This is a genomic window from Roseibium porphyridii, assembly GCF_026191725.2.
GTDB lineage: Bacteria > Pseudomonadota > Alphaproteobacteria > Rhizobiales > Stappiaceae > Roseibium > Roseibium porphyridii.
The window spans coordinates 798,836-813,622 of sequence record NZ_CP120863.1; the positions used below are offsets into that span (position 1 = coordinate 798,836).

Consider the following 14,787-nt stretch of genomic DNA (forward strand, 5'->3'; position numbering starts at 1 on the left):
CGTGTTTGTGCGCAGAAATCGTGAATTCGTCTACACTCCGTTAGGAAATCCCGCGCATTTTGGGCGGTGATGGAAAGTCTTTCTTAACTTTGCCGAGGATGTTGTGCTGGCGCTCATCAAGTCCATTTGTTCTGTCTTTGGGTTCATTTTTCTAAGCTCTTGTGCAGCTTATGATTTCCCCGATCCAACGCCTGAAGACTATGCCGTCCACGGCATCGACATCTCCCGTTGGCAGGGTGATATCGATTGGGTGGCAGTGAAACAATCCGGAAGAGCGGCCTTTGCCTGGATCAAGGCCACGGAGGGCGGGGACCATGTCGACCCACGCTTCGTGGATAACTGGATCGGGGCACGCAAGGCAGGCGTTCCGCGGGGAGCTTATCATTTCTATTATTTCTGCCGCCCGGTCGAAGAGCAGATCTCCTGGGTGAAAGAAATCGTTCCCGTCGACCCGCAGGCAATTCCACTCGTTCTGGATATGGAATGGAATGCTCATTCCAAAACCTGTACCACTCGTCCTCCTCGTGAACAGATCGTGCGGGACATGAAAATCTTCCTCGACGAAATGGAAAGACACTACGGCAAGCGGCCGGTTATCTATTCCTCGGTCGATTTTCACCGCGATCGTCTGGTCGGAGCGCTCAAGGGTGAGCAGTTCTGGTTGAGGTCCGTGGCCGACTATCCGAACAACATCTACGATCAACGCAATGACTGGTACTTTTGGCAATATACGGCGGAAGGTCGTGTCCAGGGAATCAAGGGTGATGTTGACCGGAACGTATTCTTCGGGACCAGATCGCAATACCGCGCCTGGCTGCGGGGCGACTTGCGGCGCTAAACGGTTCTCGGCACGCTCGAATTTTCGAAGCTCTGGGCAGGAAACGCCAGTCCTGCGCTAGCGAATCTTGACTTGATGCGCCACGTCCTTGCCGTTGCTGACGGTCACCTGACTGAAGCCAATCAGTTTGCAGAAATCGAAGAAATTCAATTCATGAGGCTGGTCGGACCGGGCAAAGAGTTCCGTTGAGCGGGCTTTCGACGTAAGTGAAGCAAGCAGCGCTCTCAAGCGAAACAGCGTGTCGTATTGTCCGTTGCCGGATGCGACAATGATCAGCTTCTCAAGGTCCCCGCCTTTTGCAAACAGGTGATAGCCCGGGTGCCAGGACTGTTTTTCCTGAAGGGTTGCGAGACCGACCACGAATGCGGCTCGCGACCGTTTGCTGGCGTCGGCGGCTGTTTTGATCTCTGAGATATAGACTTCCCGCGTTTGGGGTTCGGGATAGTAATACCCTGCATGCCCGTCAAATGCGTGACCTGCCGCAGACGCTGCTGCCAGAAATGCCACGCTTAATGTGATGGATCTGAATTTTCTGGATAACGCGCACATAGCCCCTCCCCGCTTGTCCGGAAAGGGCGATTATGAAGCCGAAGCGAGCACTTTATGCAAGTAAACTCGATCGCGCCTGGGCGTTTAGGACCTGCGCCGGGCGGAAATTTCCCCGTCAAGCGGGCCGATGGCAGCTTACGGATCTGTCATTTAGCCGCTACAGTTTCGCCACTTTGAGGGTGCAAAGCGATAAGGTGCCGTGGCGAACCTGTTGGAGCTGACGAGAATGACATTGATCCGATTGCCGCTTGCAATCCTGGCGCTGTGCGCAATGGCCTGGCCTGCGGCCGCCCAATCCGGCGGACCGGCGATTGCCTATACAACGGCGAACCTGAACATGCGTGCCGGACCTGGAACCAACTATCCGGTCATTACCACTGTGCCTTACGGCGGTGCGGTTACAGTGTTCGGGTGTACGGCGAATTTCAGCTGGTGTGATGCAGCATTTGCAAACACCAAGGGCTGGGTGTCCGGGCGCTATCTGAATTATGGCGGTGGAGGCAACTACTATGGTCGGCCGATCCCGAACGCAGGTGTTTACGTCGGTGTGCCTCGGTACAATCGAAACTATCCGATTTATCGTCGGCCTCCAGGCGTCGTGCGCCCATACCGGCCTTACTATCCGCCGCGCCGTTACTAAGGTCTTTTGAAAGCGTCAGATAGTAGGGCGGTCCATTACTGGGCCGGCCTTGGACCTGCCATGACCAGGGACCAGAAAACCTTGTGCTTGGCATTGGCTGAGTACGCGGTCGCAATGCCGAGACGCGTTGCGTCGCGTGTCAGGAGTACCTGATTGTGATTGGGAGATTCCCGCCAGCCGGAAAACGCTTCGGCAAAGGTCCGGTAGCCGGCGCTGACGTTTTCAGCCGCAGCGGTTTTGGGCTCTCCAATGCTGTTCATGCGCGTGGCAAGTTGCTGGTTCGCAGCCAACGACGCCTTGACTGATCCCGCTGCCGCCATTGCGTCGGCCTGGCTTTGCGCAATGCCCGTCAGCTGGGCATCCGGTGTCACAGCCGGCAGGCCGTTGTTGATCCGGTATTGAGAAATCATCTGCGCCGCCGTTGCCGGGTCGACCTGTCCGTCGGTCTTTGCCAGATTCTGGTAAAATGGTGGCGTTTGCAGGCGTTCACCCATGCAGGCAGACACAATCATGAGAGCGAGGCCGGCTGCGGTCAGTTGCAGGGCGGATCGGGCCTTGGGTAAATCAATCACGAAATGATGCTCCAGACGCAAAAGGACAGCGATTCGCTTGCCGATCGACAGGTGATGGAGCGAAACCCGAGCAGAATTGCGGCAGCAGCTTAAGGAGTTGCAAATTTCGTGCAAAAAAAGCCAGCCCGCTGAGCGGACTGGCAAGGCTGCTTGAGGCTCTTAGTATGGCCTTCTGGGGAGCTCTTTGTGTTAGCGTTTGCCTGCTTCGAGCACATCTTCCAGGGTTCTCAGGCCTGTGGTCGGCGCAGAGACCAATACAGACATGTTTCCAGGTGCATGCTCGTTCTTCCACATCTTGGTATGGGCCTTGGGAATCTGATCCCAGGGGAAAACTTCAGACATGTAAGGATCGATGCGACGCTCGATCATGAGCTTGTTCGCGGCTGACGCCTGTTTCAGGTGTGCAAAGTGAGATCCTTGCAGCCGCTTTTGGTGCATCCACATATAGCGCACGTCGAAGGTACAGTTGAAACCGGACGTGCCCGCACAAATCACAACCATGCCGCCCTTCTTGCAGACAAATGTTGAGATCGGGAACGTTGCTTCGCCAGGATGTTCGAAGACGATGTCGACGTTGTTGCCCTTTCCGGTGAACTCCCAGATGGCCTTGCCGAACTTCCGCGCTTCCTTGAACCATTCCGAATATTCCGGGGAGCCAACCGCCGGGAGCTGTCCCCAACACTTGAAGTCCTTACGGTTGATTACACCCTTGGCGCCAAGCTCCATCACGAACTGGCGTTTGTCTTCGTCCGAGATGACACCGATGGCGTTGCCGCCCGCTGCGGTTATCAGCTGAATAGCATAGGAACCGAGACCGCCTGAAGCACCCCAGACCAACACGTTCTGGCCGGGTTTGAGTTCATGCGGGTGATGACCAAACAGCATCCGGTAAGCCGTTGCCAGGGTCAGTGTGTAACAAGCACTTTCTTCCCAGGTCAGGTGCTTGGGGCGAGGCATCAGCTGTTGGGCCTGAGCGCGGGTGAATTGAGCAAACGAACCGTCCGGCGTTTCATAGCCCCAGATGCGCTGGCTGTTGGAATACATCGGGTCGCCGCCGTTGCACTCCTCGTCGTCACCGTCGTCCTGGTTACAGTGAATGACGACTTCGTCACCCACTTTCCAGCGCTTAACCTTGTCCCCGACCGCCCAGACAATGCCTGACGCGTCAGAGCCTGCAATGTGATAGGGGGCTCCGTGGCCGTCAAATGGGCTGATGGGCTCTCCGAGACCGGCCCAGATACCATTGTAATTGACGCCTGCGGCCATCACCAGGACCAGCACTTCGTGGCTGTCCAGCTCCCAGGTCGGTACGACCTCGAGCTGCATTGCCTCTTCCGGAGCGCCGTGACGCTCCCGGCGGATTGCCCATGCGTACATGTTTTTGGGAACATGACCGAGGGGCGGAATCTCGCCGACTTCATATAGATCTTTCAAGGGAGCTTCTCCCCGCGTCAGGTTGTCATTGGCTTCAGGCGCTGCTGTCATACTTCCCCTCCCAGGGCATTTTTTGGTCGCCGCATAATTTCGCAATTGCACAAAGCGCGTTCGGATCGAAACCCGGTTTTGCGCAACTATTGTTCAAAATGACGCGTACATCTATTCGACTATTGCTTAACTTGCGTTTTGATGCCAAGCATATTTTGCATTGCGAGAGAAAAATCTCGCAAGCGCGTAAATTCGGGTGCACGTGTTGCGGGATGTCACAAACCGACCAAAGCCGTGTTGCCGAGTGCGAAAAAAACAGGCTGGAGAATGCCTTAGAACATCCATTGATCGTGGCTATACGGTCTGGGTGTTGGGCCAATTGAGGATTGATCAGGCGAACGGATTTCATGTGTAGTCTTGCAGGCCGGTCGATCACGGAGGAGATAGCGGTATGAGCGCAACAGGTGAAAAGGGGCAGGAGCGGGATCGGCCCTGGATTTTCCGGACCTATGCGGGTCATTCAACAGCCGCTGAATCAAACAAACTCTACCGGGGCAATCTCGCAAAAGGGCAGACCGGCTTGTCCGTTGCGTTCGATCTGCCAACCCAGACTGGGTATGATCCTGATGATCAGCTGGCACGTGGTGAAGTCGGCAAGGTTGGTGTGCCGGTTGCTCATCTTGGCGATATGCATACGCTCTTTGACGAGATTCCGCTGGAACGCATGAACACGTCCATGACGATCAATGCCACGGCGCCCTGGCTTCTGTCGCTCTATATTGCGGCCGCTGACGAACAGGGAGCTGACCGGAAGCTTCTTTCAGGCACCACCCAGAACGACATCATCAAGGAATATCTGTCTCGCGGTACGTATGTGTTTCCACCCGCGCCGTCGCTCAGACTGACAACGGACGTGATCGCCTGGACATATTCCAACATGCCCAAGTGGAATCCGATGAATGTCTGCTCCTATCACTTGCAGGAGGCAGGTGCCACGCCGGTCCAGGAATTGTCCTTTGCGCTTGCAACGGCTGTCGCCATTTTGGACTCCATGAAGGCTAGCGGTGCCATTCCTGACGAAGACTTTCCCAAGGCGGTCGGCCGGATCTCCTTCTTCGTCAACGCCGGTATGCGTTTCGTCACCGAGATGTGCAAGATGCGTGCGTTCACTGAACTCTGGGACGAGATCTGCCGTGAACGGTACGCTGTCGAGGAGGAGCGTTACCGTCGTTTCCGCTATGGCGTTCAGGTCAATTCTCTTGGCTTGACCGAACCGCAACCGGAAAACAACGTCTATCGCATCCTACTTGAAATGCTTGCGGTCGTGTTGTCCAAAAACGCACGCGCGCGTGCGGTCCAGTTGCCGGCCTGGAACGAAGCGCTTGGCCTTCCACGTCCGTTTGACCAACAGTGGTCTTTGAGAATGCAGCAGATTGTCGCCTACGAAACGGATCTGCTGGAATATGCCGACATTTTTGATGGGTCGACGGAGATCACGAAAAAGGTTGAAGCGCTGAAAGCGGAAGCGCGTGAGGAGCTGGCCCGGATCGACGCAATGGGAGGTGCCGTCGCGGCCGTGGATTCCAGTTATATGAAGCGCAAGCTTGTGGAGAGCAACTCGGCGCGGTTGGCGGCAATTGAAGCTGGAGATCAAGTGGTCGTCGGTGTCAATCGATGGACGGACAGTGAACCGTCTCCATTGGCAACAGGGGACGATGGTGCAATCCTGACAGTTCCCGAACATGTTGAAGGCGAGGCCATTGAAAAGCTCAAGGCCTGGCGCGATGCGCGCGATGATGCGGCTGTTGAGCAAGCCCTTGAAGATTTGAAGTCGGCCGCGCAGGAAGGCCGCAATATCATGGAGCCCTCGATCGCGGCGGCCAAGGCCGGCGTCACCACGGGCGAATGGGGCCGAACGCTGCGCCAGGTCTTTGGAGAATACCGCGCTCCGACCGGCGTCGGTCAGGCAGTGCGTGATGAAGCTGGTGACCTCGCAGCGGTTCGAGGTGACGTTGACGTCGTTTCAAAGACGCTCGGGCGACGGTTGAAGTTCCTGGTCGGAAAGCCGGGTCTCGATGGTCATTCCAACGGTGCCGAACAAATCGCCGTGCGCGCGCGCGATTGCGGCATGGAAGTGGTTTATGAGGGTATCCGACTGACACCGGCTCAAATCGTCAATGCGGCAGTCGAGGAAGATGTCCACGTGATTGGACTGTCGATCCTGTCCGGGTCTCACTTGGCGTTGGTGCGAGATGTCATGGAGAAGTTGCGTGCAACAGGCGCAGATGACATTCCAGTCGTGGTGGGCGGCATCATTCCGGATGAGGATGCTGCGAAGCTGAAGGCCATGGGCGTTGCGGCGGTCTATACGCCAAAGGACTTCCAGCTAACCGACATCATGGCCGATGTTGTGAAAATTGTCGGAACGCGTGCGGATGAGGCGGCCTAGGTCCGTGCAAGGCGGGACAGCTCGACCGAACTGGAGTGCGCGGATAGTTCAGCTCTGTCCTGACGCTGGGCTGGCTATTGTCCTATCCGAAACAACGGGTTAACTTAACGTAAAGCTTTGTTAACTCTTTGTTGAGATATTCAGGAAGGTTTGCCAGAAGGCGAACCCTCTCTGAATGGCCAGGAGGCCGGAATGGCGACGATTGAGCGGCCGCACTCGGCCCAGGTCGTGGCGCATGCGACAGAGTATCCAGCGGACCGCGACGGTGACGGCACCGGCTACGACCGCAGAAAGAAGCGTAACACCGCAGAGCGCCATGAAACACAAACCGGAGGGTCTGAGGACAATCCGGCGGTTCTTGTAGAGTCTCATCCTGTTGACAGTCATGCGCTTGACGGCGTCGCGGCCTATCGTGCGGCTGCCTTGAGTGCCTTGGAACCAAGCGTTGATCACGGTCCGGTCAACCCGCTCCGGGGGCCCGTGGACCGATTGCCGGCGGACAACATTCGTCATGCCTATGAAGACCATGGCGATACGGAGCCGCTGCCGCATGAAGTCAACGTTGCGACTTGAGTCATCGTTGCAGCCCACCCGGCAGTTGATCACCCCTTAGCTTAAGCGCTCAGCTCTTGCGTCCCGCTGGCCGAGCGGCTATGTCGCGGGTAAGTAATCCTACGTATCTCGCAATTTGCGATGACAAGGGTGGGGCAGATCTGGTGCAAACCACGATTGATCTCGAGGTTTGGCCGCAGCAGGGGCGCATTGGTCTTGGTCGATACGATTTTGAATTTGGCGGCACAAAACCTGTTGTCGCCTATCATTCTGTTTTTTGCTCTTGGCCTGGCAGCAGCTCTGGTCCGCTCCGACCTTTCGGTGCCGGAGGCAGCTGCAAAAACCCTCTCGATCTATCTATTGTTTGCGATCGGCTTCAAAGGCGGTGTCAGTGTCAGCGATCATGGTGTCGACGCCACGCTGGTTTTTTCGCTGATAGCGGGGTTGATCCTGTCTTTTCTCCTGCCGTTTGTTGCATTTGGCCTATTGCGAGTGATGACACGGCTTGATGCTTTGGACGCAGCCGCGGTCGCTGGCCACTACGGCTCGATTTCAATCGTGACATTCGTCGCGGCCACGTCGGTTCTGCAAAGCCAGGGCATAGCCAGCGAAGGCTATCTGGTTGCCGTTGCTGCCGTCATGGAAGCGCCCGCGATCCTGTCGGCCTTGTGGCTTGCCGCCAGGTTTTCAACACAGGCGGCCAATGAGGGCCGGGCACAGGATTCCAAGGGGCTCTTAAGGGAAATTCTTTTTAACGGTTCAATCGTTTTGCTGGTCGGATCCTTCGTGATCGGGTTCCTGTCGGGCCCACAAGGCTTGTCGGATATCGAGAGCTTCATTGTTGCTCCCTTCAAAGGTGTGCTTTGCCTGTTCCTTCTGGATATGGGTCTGGTCGCTGGCCGCGGCCTCAGGTCGAGTGCGCATTATCTGCGTCCCGGGTTGATCCTTTTCGGTATTGTCATGCCGATCATTGGTTCCTTTGCCGGTCTGATCGCCGCCAGCATGATCGGCCTTTCCACGGGAGGCACGGTATTGCTCATGACGCTGAGCGCATCGGCGTCCTATATTGCGGTGCCGGCTGCAATGAGGGTTGCCTTGCCCGAAGCCAATCCATCAATTTACCTGACCATGTCACTCGGGATTACCTTTCCGTTCAATCTGACGATCGGTATTCCGCTATATCTATCGCTTGCGCAGGTCATTTGAGGATGTCGCCATGGAAATGAAAGACGCCAAAAGAGTCGAAATCACCATCGAGGCACCGATGGAAACGCGGCTGACGGATGCACTCGATGGAGCAGGTGTGACGGGCTATACGATTTTGCCGGTTATGGGCGGCAGCGGGCGGTCCGGGCGCTGGAGTCGTGAGGGTCAGGTTTCGCGCGCTGGTGGCATGATCCAGATTATCTGCATCATCCGGCCTGACCGATTGGATGCGCTTTTGGAGGCGGCTTTCAGCGTCGTGGAACGGCATATCGGTGTCGTCACCGTGACAGACTGCTCTGTGCTACGCGCGGAACGCTTCTGATTTATACGGTAATATACGTATATCATCGGATTTTTTCGTTTCAGGAAGCTGATAAAAAGGTCTTTTGAGGAAGCTGCCACGCTGGCGGCGCAAATCGGGAGATCGGCATTTGAGCTTGCCCAAGCATCTGCTGGATGGTTACGAACGCTATCTGAACAAGGGTTTTGTCAGGAATCGTGAGACCCACGAAAGGCTCGCCCTTTACGGGCAAAAACCGGAGGTGATGGTCATCTCCTGCTGCGACAGCCGTGTAACCCCCGAAGGCATCTTCAACATGGGTCCTGGTGAGCTCTTTGTTGTACGCAATGTCGCAAATCTCGTTCCGCCTTATGAAGATACAGAAGGTCAGCACGGCACCAGTGCAGCGATCGAGTTCGGGGTCGGTAGCCTCAAGGTCAAGCATATCGTCGTCATGGGGCACGGACAGTGCGGCGGCGTTAAAGCGTTCCGTGAACATGCCAATGCGCCAATGGAAACGGGACAGTTTATCGGCCGTTGGATCAAGTTGCTGGAACCTGCTGCGATCGCAATGGCGTGCATGCCTCTGGATCAGGCGGACGACCCGCAACTGGCCATGGAATATGCCGGGATACGCCAGTCGCTGAAAAACCTGATGACATTTCCATTCGTTGAAAAAGCTGTTCAGGACGAGACCCTGCGGCTCCACGGTGCCTGGTTCGATATCGGTTCCGGTGAACTCAGGGTCATGAACGAAGACAGCCAACGCTTTGAAGAGGTCGAGCATCCGCCGATCAAAGTGATCGCGCAATCAGCAGGCCACTGACGTTGACGCATATTGATCCTGAGCTTTATCGACGCATGGCAGCCTATAATAGCTGGATGACGCAAAAGGCCTATGAGGCGGCAGGCAATCTGAGTGATGCGGAGCGAAAAGCGGACAAAGGTGCGTTTTTCCGGTCCGTGCATTCCACGCTCAACCATATCCTGTTCGCAGACAGGGCCTGGATGCGGCGATTTACCGGCCGTCCCTATGACATTAAGGGAATGGGGGTCGACCTCTTTGATAATTTTGACGAACTGACGACCGCGCACCTTCAGATCTGCGATGATATCAATGTCTTTGCGGATGAGCTGTCTGAAGATTGGCTCTCTGGCACGCTTGAATGGACGAGTGTGACTGATCGCAAGACGCGCCGGCGTCCACGTTGGCTGCTGGTGACACACATGTTCAATCATCAAACGCACCACCGGGGTCAACTATCGACCCTGCTGTTTCAGGCAGGAATAGACATTGGCGTGACTGATCTGCCTTTCATGCCAGATCTGATTGGCGAATATTCCGACTAACGAAAGATTTTATGCGCGCAGCTCTGGGTGCCTTGCGGCTAACAGGCAACGGTACGCCGTAATGCACCGAGATCTGTTTTGAGAATTGATTTTCGGAACGTGCGAAGAAGCTGCTGATCGAGTTTGCTGCCCATCTCCGACATGATCGAAAAAGCCTGTCGTGGACTGTAACTGTCCTTATAGGCGCGTTTTTCAGTAAGCGCGGAATAGATATCGACGATTGTGACCATCCGAACGGAATCCGGAATGCTTTCGCCGCTGAGGCGGTCAGGGTATCCAGAGCCATCGAGCATCTCGTGATGCCAGACGGCCATGTCGACCACTTCTTTTGGAACTTCCTTGCGCCCGCGCAGAATTTCCTGGCTGAAACGTGGGTGTCTGTTGACCAGATCACGTTCTTCGGCGTTCAGTTTTGCCGGTTTGTCGAGCACCGACAAGGGTATCCTGACTTTTCCCAGGTCGTGGACGAGTCCGCCAAGGCCCAGCATGTATTGCTTCTGTTCCGGCAAGCCGAGAGCTTTTGCAAAACCGACCGCATGTCCCGTCACCATCATTGTGTGGCAATAGGTGTGACTGTGGTGCTGTTGAACGGCGGAAAGCCAGTTGTCGAGCCCTTCAGTGCATATCGTATTTGTTATGTCCACCGCACTTCTTGCGAGTTTGGGAACAGGAAGCGGTGCGTCGTTCAGGATCGCCTGAGACATCTGATCGAGTGCAGAGCACGCGGCATTAACTGCACTTCCCATCTGGCTGGAGCAGTTCGTGCCCAGGTTCGGTTTCGAGTAGTTGCCGAGCAACTCTCGAAGTTTGACCATTAGTGAGGCGAAGTCGTCCTTGTGGACCAGATTGTAAATCCCGAGTTCCCGCGCCTGAAACACCTGATGACGGCTCTTTGTATCGAGCACACAGAGCTTTTCCAGAACGGAGTTGTTACTCATGCTCTTGAGCCGACTGAGACAGTCGCGCGTCATGTTTTCAAGATCGACGATGAGCAAGGCGGGGCTATCGAAGGACAGGGACTGGAGTTTGTCGTAGGCCACCAGCTCGGCCGGATATACAGCCGTGATTTGCAATAATTGCTGCGGAACAGACCCAAGGTTCTCAACTGCAATAATAACTCGTTTCATGAAAAACTACTTGTCCCGCGAGAAATACCGGACGTTTTTTCTATTCTATTTTCGTAAAAAAATAATTAGTGGAGTAAAGCCTTTCTGAGTGTCGATTTATTGTTAGTTGGTCCGTTCAGGAGCCTATCCATTCCTTAGTAATTGTCAAAAATACCTAATGTTGACGCGTTTATACTTATGTTCATTTAGACTTCAGGTTGCGGTGCAGCAAATTGAGTGTCTTTCCAGCGGCAAAAGATTGCCTCAATCGAAGGAGCGGCCACTGGCACAAAGACATCAGCGAAACCGCATGAACCGTGACTGTTGTCACAGGAGCTCTCTCAATTCTATTGAATATTTGTCATCAAGGTGTGCTCTCCGGCGCTTGACCGGGCCGCCTTTGAAACTTCTGTTTCACGCTTTGAAAAGGGCAAGAAGGGCTTAGACAAAATGATTATGGGAATAGACCAATTTTTCAGGTCGGCAGCATTGTTGCTGGCCTTATTTACTATTTCACTTCTGACCATTGGTGCGCAGGCACAAGATCGTGAACGCGCCATTCTTGTGCTGGATGGATCCGGCAGCATGTGGGGTCAGATTGACGGCGTATCGAAGATCGAAATCGCGCGCGGCGAAATCGCCCAGATGCTGACAGGATGGGACAAGAACATCGACCTCGGTCTTATGACTTACGGTCACCGGACCAAGGGCGATTGCAATGACATCGAGCTTGTTGTTCCACCTCAGCCATTGAACGGAAACGCGTTTCAAGGTGCTGTGAATTCTATCAGTCCCAAAGGAAAGACACCGCTTTCAACCGCAGTTCGTCTCGCGGCGGAAGAGATGCGCTTTACCGAAGAGCGTGCGACCGTTGTGCTTCTGAGTGATGGTCTTGAGACCTGCGAAGCTGACCCTTGTGCGCTGGCTTCGTCCCTTGAAGCACAGGGTGTTGACTTTACTGCACATGTGATTGGTTTTGACATCTCGGCCAATGAAGCAAAGCAGCTTTCCTGCCTGGCCGAAAACACCGGCGGCCAGTTCTTTCTCGCCGGAAATTCCGGCGAGTTGACGGAAGCTCTGGCTCAGACGGTGCAGACAATTGCCGTGACCGAACCTGAACCCGCTCCAGAGCCGGTGGTTGTTGCTGAAGCAAAGCCCGAGCCTGCGCCCGCACCTGCTGGCCCACAAGGCATTCAAGCACTCGCAAAGCTTTGTGAAACCTGCGACTTTCTGGAAAAGGATGTCTTTTGGTACCTTTATGAGGCCAAGGCCGATGCAAACGGCAAGCGCAAGGAAATCAGCCGCAACAACAATGCACAGCCGATTTTTGAGACCGGCCAAGGAGAGTATCATCTCGGCGCCAAGTATGGTGAGGCCTATGTCAGCAGTGATTTCACGGTTTCTGCCGGACAGCTGACCGAAGGTGTGATCAACCTGAATGCAGGCAACCTGCGTGTTCGGGCTGAAGCCGCGCCAGGCGGCACATCCCTCAACGACAAGATGTTTTATTATGTCTACGAAGCCAAAAAGGATCTCGAAGGCAAGCGCAAGGAAGTGAGCCGGTCTGGTGCTGCCAACCACGTCTTCCGGCTGCCCGCGGGTGAGTACCATATTGTCGCCATTCACGGCAAAGCGCGTGCAACTGCGGATCTGACTGTCGAGGCTGGCGCTCTGACGGACCATGTTTTCGATATGAATGCAGGGTATCTCAGGATCACAGGGGTCCCGACATCGGGAGCGGAACCGCTCAAGGACAATCAGTTCTACTATGTCTTTGAGGCGAAGAAGGACCTTGAAGGCAATCGCAGGGAAGTGGATCGGTCCGGCGCTGCGCAACCTTTGTTCCGGCTGAGTGCGGGCGACTATCACGTCGTTGCAACGCATGGCAAAGCGCGTACATCATTCGATGTCACGATCGGAGCTGATCAGCTGTCCGACGAAACCGTGGACATGAATGTCGGTTATCTCAGGATTGCCAATCTGTTGGCCGAAGGCCAGCCGCCGGTCGACAAGGACGTCTTTTACTATGTCTATGAAGCGAAGAAGGACCTTGAAGGCAAGCGTAAGGAAGTTGACCGGTCCGGCAATGCCAAGCCTTTGTTCCGGTTGAGTGCCGGCGACTATCACGTCCTTGCCACTTATGGCAATTCGAGCGTGACTGCAGATCTGACTGTCGACGCCGGTGCCCTGACGGACCAGACCATGGTCCAAAATGCCGGTGTGTTGCGTGCTGAAACAGTTCTTGAGGAAGGCGGCGCTGCGCTCGACAAAGGTGTCTTCTGGTATGTCATGAGCGGACAGCAGGATCTGGAAGGAAAACGGGCGGAAATCACGCGTTCCGGCAATGCCAAGCCGATTTTTCGTCTCAAGGAAGGCAGCTATCAGTTGAATGTTCGCTACGGGAACGAGACCTATAGTTTCCCGATGGACGTGTCAGCTGGAGAAGTGAAAGACGCATCATTGCTTCTGAAAAAGTAAGCCGACGAGACTTGACGCTCGGTCGCCGCCCGATATGGGCGGCGACCTTTTCGTTTGTCTGTCGCAACCATGCTGAGACGGTTGGGCTGACTTGCGGCAATCAGATTGTGCTGAATTTCGGTACCGGACGCGTGTCCACAGCGCGTGTGTCGAGGCCAAAAAATCTTTCACTTTGACCAGATTTAGATCCTGAAACGACCGATTCCAGGTCAGAGGGAGCACAATTTCTCGTTTAGAATGAATGCATTCAAAAAAATGAAACGTTTCATATTGACGAATCCCAAGTCCCGTGTTTTGCTTAATTGGCCAGTTCACCTCAGCAGCCCGATGTGAATGGGCATTACCTTTTTTGGGAGGAAAATCATGAAGTTATTGAAAATCGCTGCCGCGGCAGCGACCGGTCTCGCTTTGCTTGCTGGAACCGCTCAAGCTGATGACAAGCCGGTTGTAGGCCTCATCATGAAGTCTCTTGCCAACGAGTTTTTTCAAAACATGATGGCGGGCGCTCAGGCTCATGAGGAAAAGCGCGGCGACTACAAATTGCTGGCCGTCGGTATGCAGAACGAGACGGACTTTGAATCTCAGATCAATGCCGTCGAAAACTTCATCACCCAAGGTGTTGATGCAATCGTGGTAGCCCCTGCAGATTCCCGCGCAATGGTTCGCCCTTTGAAGAAGGCGATGGAAGCCGGCATTGTTGTCGTCAACTTCGACGTGGCCCTGGATACAGAGGCCAAGAAACAACAAAACGTTGAACTGGCTTTTGTCGGGCCGGACAACCGCGGTGGGGCCAAGCTGGCTGGCGATGCGCTGGGCAAGAAACTTGGTGCCGGCGGCAAGGTTGTCATCATCGAAGGAAATCCCGGCGCGGACAACGCAAACGAAAGACGTCTCGGTTTTGAAGACTCCGTGGCCGAGTTCGAACTTGATCTGCTCGACAGCCGCACGGCCCATTGGGAGACAGAGGAAGCAAATTCCGTATTCTCCAACATGCTGACGGCGCATCCGGACATTCAAGGCGTTATGGCGGCGAACGATTCCATGGCCATCGGTGTGGTCAAGGCATTGGAAAGCGCTGGGCGTGACGACATTGTCGTGGTCGGCTTCGACAACATTCCCGCTGTGGGTCCGATGATCTCAGATGGTCGCATGCTTGCAACCGTCGACCAGTTCGGCACGGACATGGCGGCGAATTCCATCGACCTCGCTCTCGAAGTGGTCAAGGGCGGACCTCAGCTTGAAGGCTGGGTAAAGACCCCGATCGAATTGGTGACTGCGAACTAAGCGATCACCATGCGCCCCCGCTTGGTCAGCCTTAAGGCGGGGGCGGCCCTTTTTCCAA

Annotated in this window: 14 protein-coding genes; 10 read left to right on the forward strand and 4 right to left on the reverse strand. The window is 55.0% G+C overall.

Going from position 1 to position 14,787, the window contains the following annotated elements; genetic code table 11:
- The first annotated feature begins 103 nt into the window (after positions 1–103).
- A complete protein-coding gene (locus K1718_RS03825; protein WP_265679682.1) occupies positions 104–838 on the forward strand; it encodes a glycoside hydrolase family 25 protein in 735 nt (244 codons plus the stop codon).
- Between the two features lie 57 nt (positions 839–895).
- Here K1718_RS03825 and K1718_RS03830 read toward each other — a convergent pair whose 3' ends face one another.
- Positions 896–1,387, reverse strand: coding sequence for a hypothetical protein (locus K1718_RS03830; RefSeq protein ID WP_265679681.1), 492 nt, complete (start codon positions 1,385–1,387; stop codon positions 896–898).
- A gap of 226 nt (positions 1,388–1,613) precedes the next feature.
- On the opposite strand from K1718_RS03830, the gene K1718_RS03835 reads away from it, so the two are divergent.
- Positions 1,614–2,027, forward strand: coding sequence for an SH3 domain-containing protein (locus tag K1718_RS03835; RefSeq protein ID WP_265679680.1), 414 nt, complete (start codon positions 1,614–1,616; stop codon positions 2,025–2,027).
- Between the two features lie 35 nt (positions 2,028–2,062).
- On the opposite strand, the gene K1718_RS03840 is transcribed toward K1718_RS03835, so the two are convergent.
- Together K1718_RS03840 and ccrA are read right to left on the reverse strand one after the other, a co-directional pair.
- Positions 2,063–2,599, reverse strand: a complete 537-nt coding sequence (locus K1718_RS03840) for a CAP domain-containing protein (RefSeq protein WP_335343017.1) — start codon at positions 2,597–2,599, stop codon at positions 2,063–2,065.
- Between the two features lie 189 nt (positions 2,600–2,788).
- The gene (gene ccrA, locus K1718_RS03845) at positions 2,789–4,084 is read right to left on the reverse strand and encodes a crotonyl-CoA carboxylase/reductase (protein WP_265679679.1); all 1,296 of its coding nucleotides are present in this window, start codon (positions 4,082–4,084) and stop codon (positions 2,789–2,791) included.
- A gap of 391 nt (positions 4,085–4,475) precedes the next feature.
- Here ccrA and K1718_RS03850 point away from each other — a divergent pair, with 391 nt between their 5' ends.
- From K1718_RS03850 to K1718_RS03875, 6 genes are all read left to right on the forward strand, one after another.
- Positions 4,476–6,473, forward strand: coding sequence for a protein meaA (locus K1718_RS03850; RefSeq protein WP_265679678.1), 1,998 nt, complete (start codon positions 4,476–4,478; stop codon positions 6,471–6,473).
- 192 nt (positions 6,474–6,665) lie between these two features.
- Positions 6,666–7,046 (forward strand): hypothetical protein, encoded by a 381-nt coding sequence (locus tag K1718_RS03855; protein ID WP_152499645.1) that lies wholly within the window; start codon positions 6,666–6,668, stop codon positions 7,044–7,046.
- A 195-nt stretch (positions 7,047–7,241) separates the two neighbouring features.
- A complete protein-coding gene (locus K1718_RS03860; RefSeq protein WP_152499646.1) occupies positions 7,242–8,231 on the forward strand; it encodes a sodium-dependent bicarbonate transport family permease in 990 nt (329 codons plus the stop codon).
- 10 nt (positions 8,232–8,241) lie between these two features.
- A complete protein-coding gene (locus K1718_RS03865; RefSeq protein ID WP_265679677.1) occupies positions 8,242–8,553 on the forward strand; it encodes a P-II family nitrogen regulator in 312 nt (103 codons plus the stop codon).
- 109 nt (positions 8,554–8,662) lie between these two features.
- Positions 8,663–9,337, forward strand: coding sequence for a carbonic anhydrase (locus tag K1718_RS03870; RefSeq protein ID WP_152499648.1), 675 nt, complete (start codon positions 8,663–8,665; stop codon positions 9,335–9,337).
- A gap of 2 nt (positions 9,338–9,339) precedes the next feature.
- Positions 9,340–9,861 carry a DinB family protein gene (locus K1718_RS03875; protein WP_265679676.1) on the forward strand — a complete coding sequence of 174 codons (522 nt, stop codon included), beginning with the start codon at positions 9,340–9,342 and terminating at the stop codon, positions 9,859–9,861.
- A 38-nt stretch (positions 9,862–9,899) separates the two neighbouring features.
- Here the strand turns inward: K1718_RS03875 and K1718_RS03880 are convergent, their stop codons facing one another.
- Entirely contained in the window at positions 9,900–10,988 is a 1,089-nt protein-coding gene (locus K1718_RS03880; RefSeq protein WP_265679675.1) for an HD-GYP domain-containing protein, read from the reverse strand.
- Positions 10,989–11,459: 471 nt separating this feature from the next.
- Between K1718_RS03880 and K1718_RS03885 the strand changes: the two genes are divergently transcribed.
- Positions 11,460–13,445 (forward strand): vWA domain-containing protein, encoded by a 1,986-nt coding sequence (locus K1718_RS03885; protein ID WP_265679674.1) that lies wholly within the window; start codon positions 11,460–11,462, stop codon positions 13,443–13,445.
- A gap of 363 nt (positions 13,446–13,808) precedes the next feature.
- Positions 13,809–14,729, forward strand: coding sequence for a sugar ABC transporter substrate-binding protein (locus tag K1718_RS03890; RefSeq protein WP_152499651.1), 921 nt, complete (start codon positions 13,809–13,811; stop codon positions 14,727–14,729).
- Positions 14,730–14,787: the final 58 nt, after the last annotated feature.

What these genes read in the sequence shown, in the direction of transcription:
- K1718_RS03830 (WP_265679681.1), bottom strand. Translation starts at nt 1,387, where the DNA reads ATGTGCGCGTTATCCAGAAAATTCAGATCCATCACATTAAGCGTGGCA.
- K1718_RS03835 (WP_265679680.1), top strand. Translation starts at nt 1,614, where the DNA reads ATGACATTGATCCGATTGCCGCTTGCAATCCTGGCGCTGTGCGCAATG.
- ccrA (WP_265679679.1), bottom strand. Translation starts at nt 4,084, where the DNA reads ATGACAGCAGCGCCTGAAGCCAATGACAACCTGACGCGGGGAGAAGCT.
- K1718_RS03850 (WP_265679678.1), top strand. Translation starts at nt 4,476, where the DNA reads ATGAGCGCAACAGGTGAAAAGGGGCAGGAGCGGGATCGGCCCTGGATT.
- K1718_RS03855 (WP_152499645.1), top strand. Translation starts at nt 6,666, where the DNA reads ATGGCGACGATTGAGCGGCCGCACTCGGCCCAGGTCGTGGCGCATGCG.
- K1718_RS03865 (WP_265679677.1), top strand. Translation starts at nt 8,242, where the DNA reads ATGGAAATGAAAGACGCCAAAAGAGTCGAAATCACCATCGAGGCACCG.
- K1718_RS03880 (WP_265679675.1), bottom strand. Translation starts at nt 10,988, where the DNA reads ATGAAACGAGTTATTATTGCAGTTGAGAACCTTGGGTCTGTTCCGCAG.
- K1718_RS03890 (WP_152499651.1), top strand. Translation starts at nt 13,809, where the DNA reads ATGAAGTTATTGAAAATCGCTGCCGCGGCAGCGACCGGTCTCGCTTTG.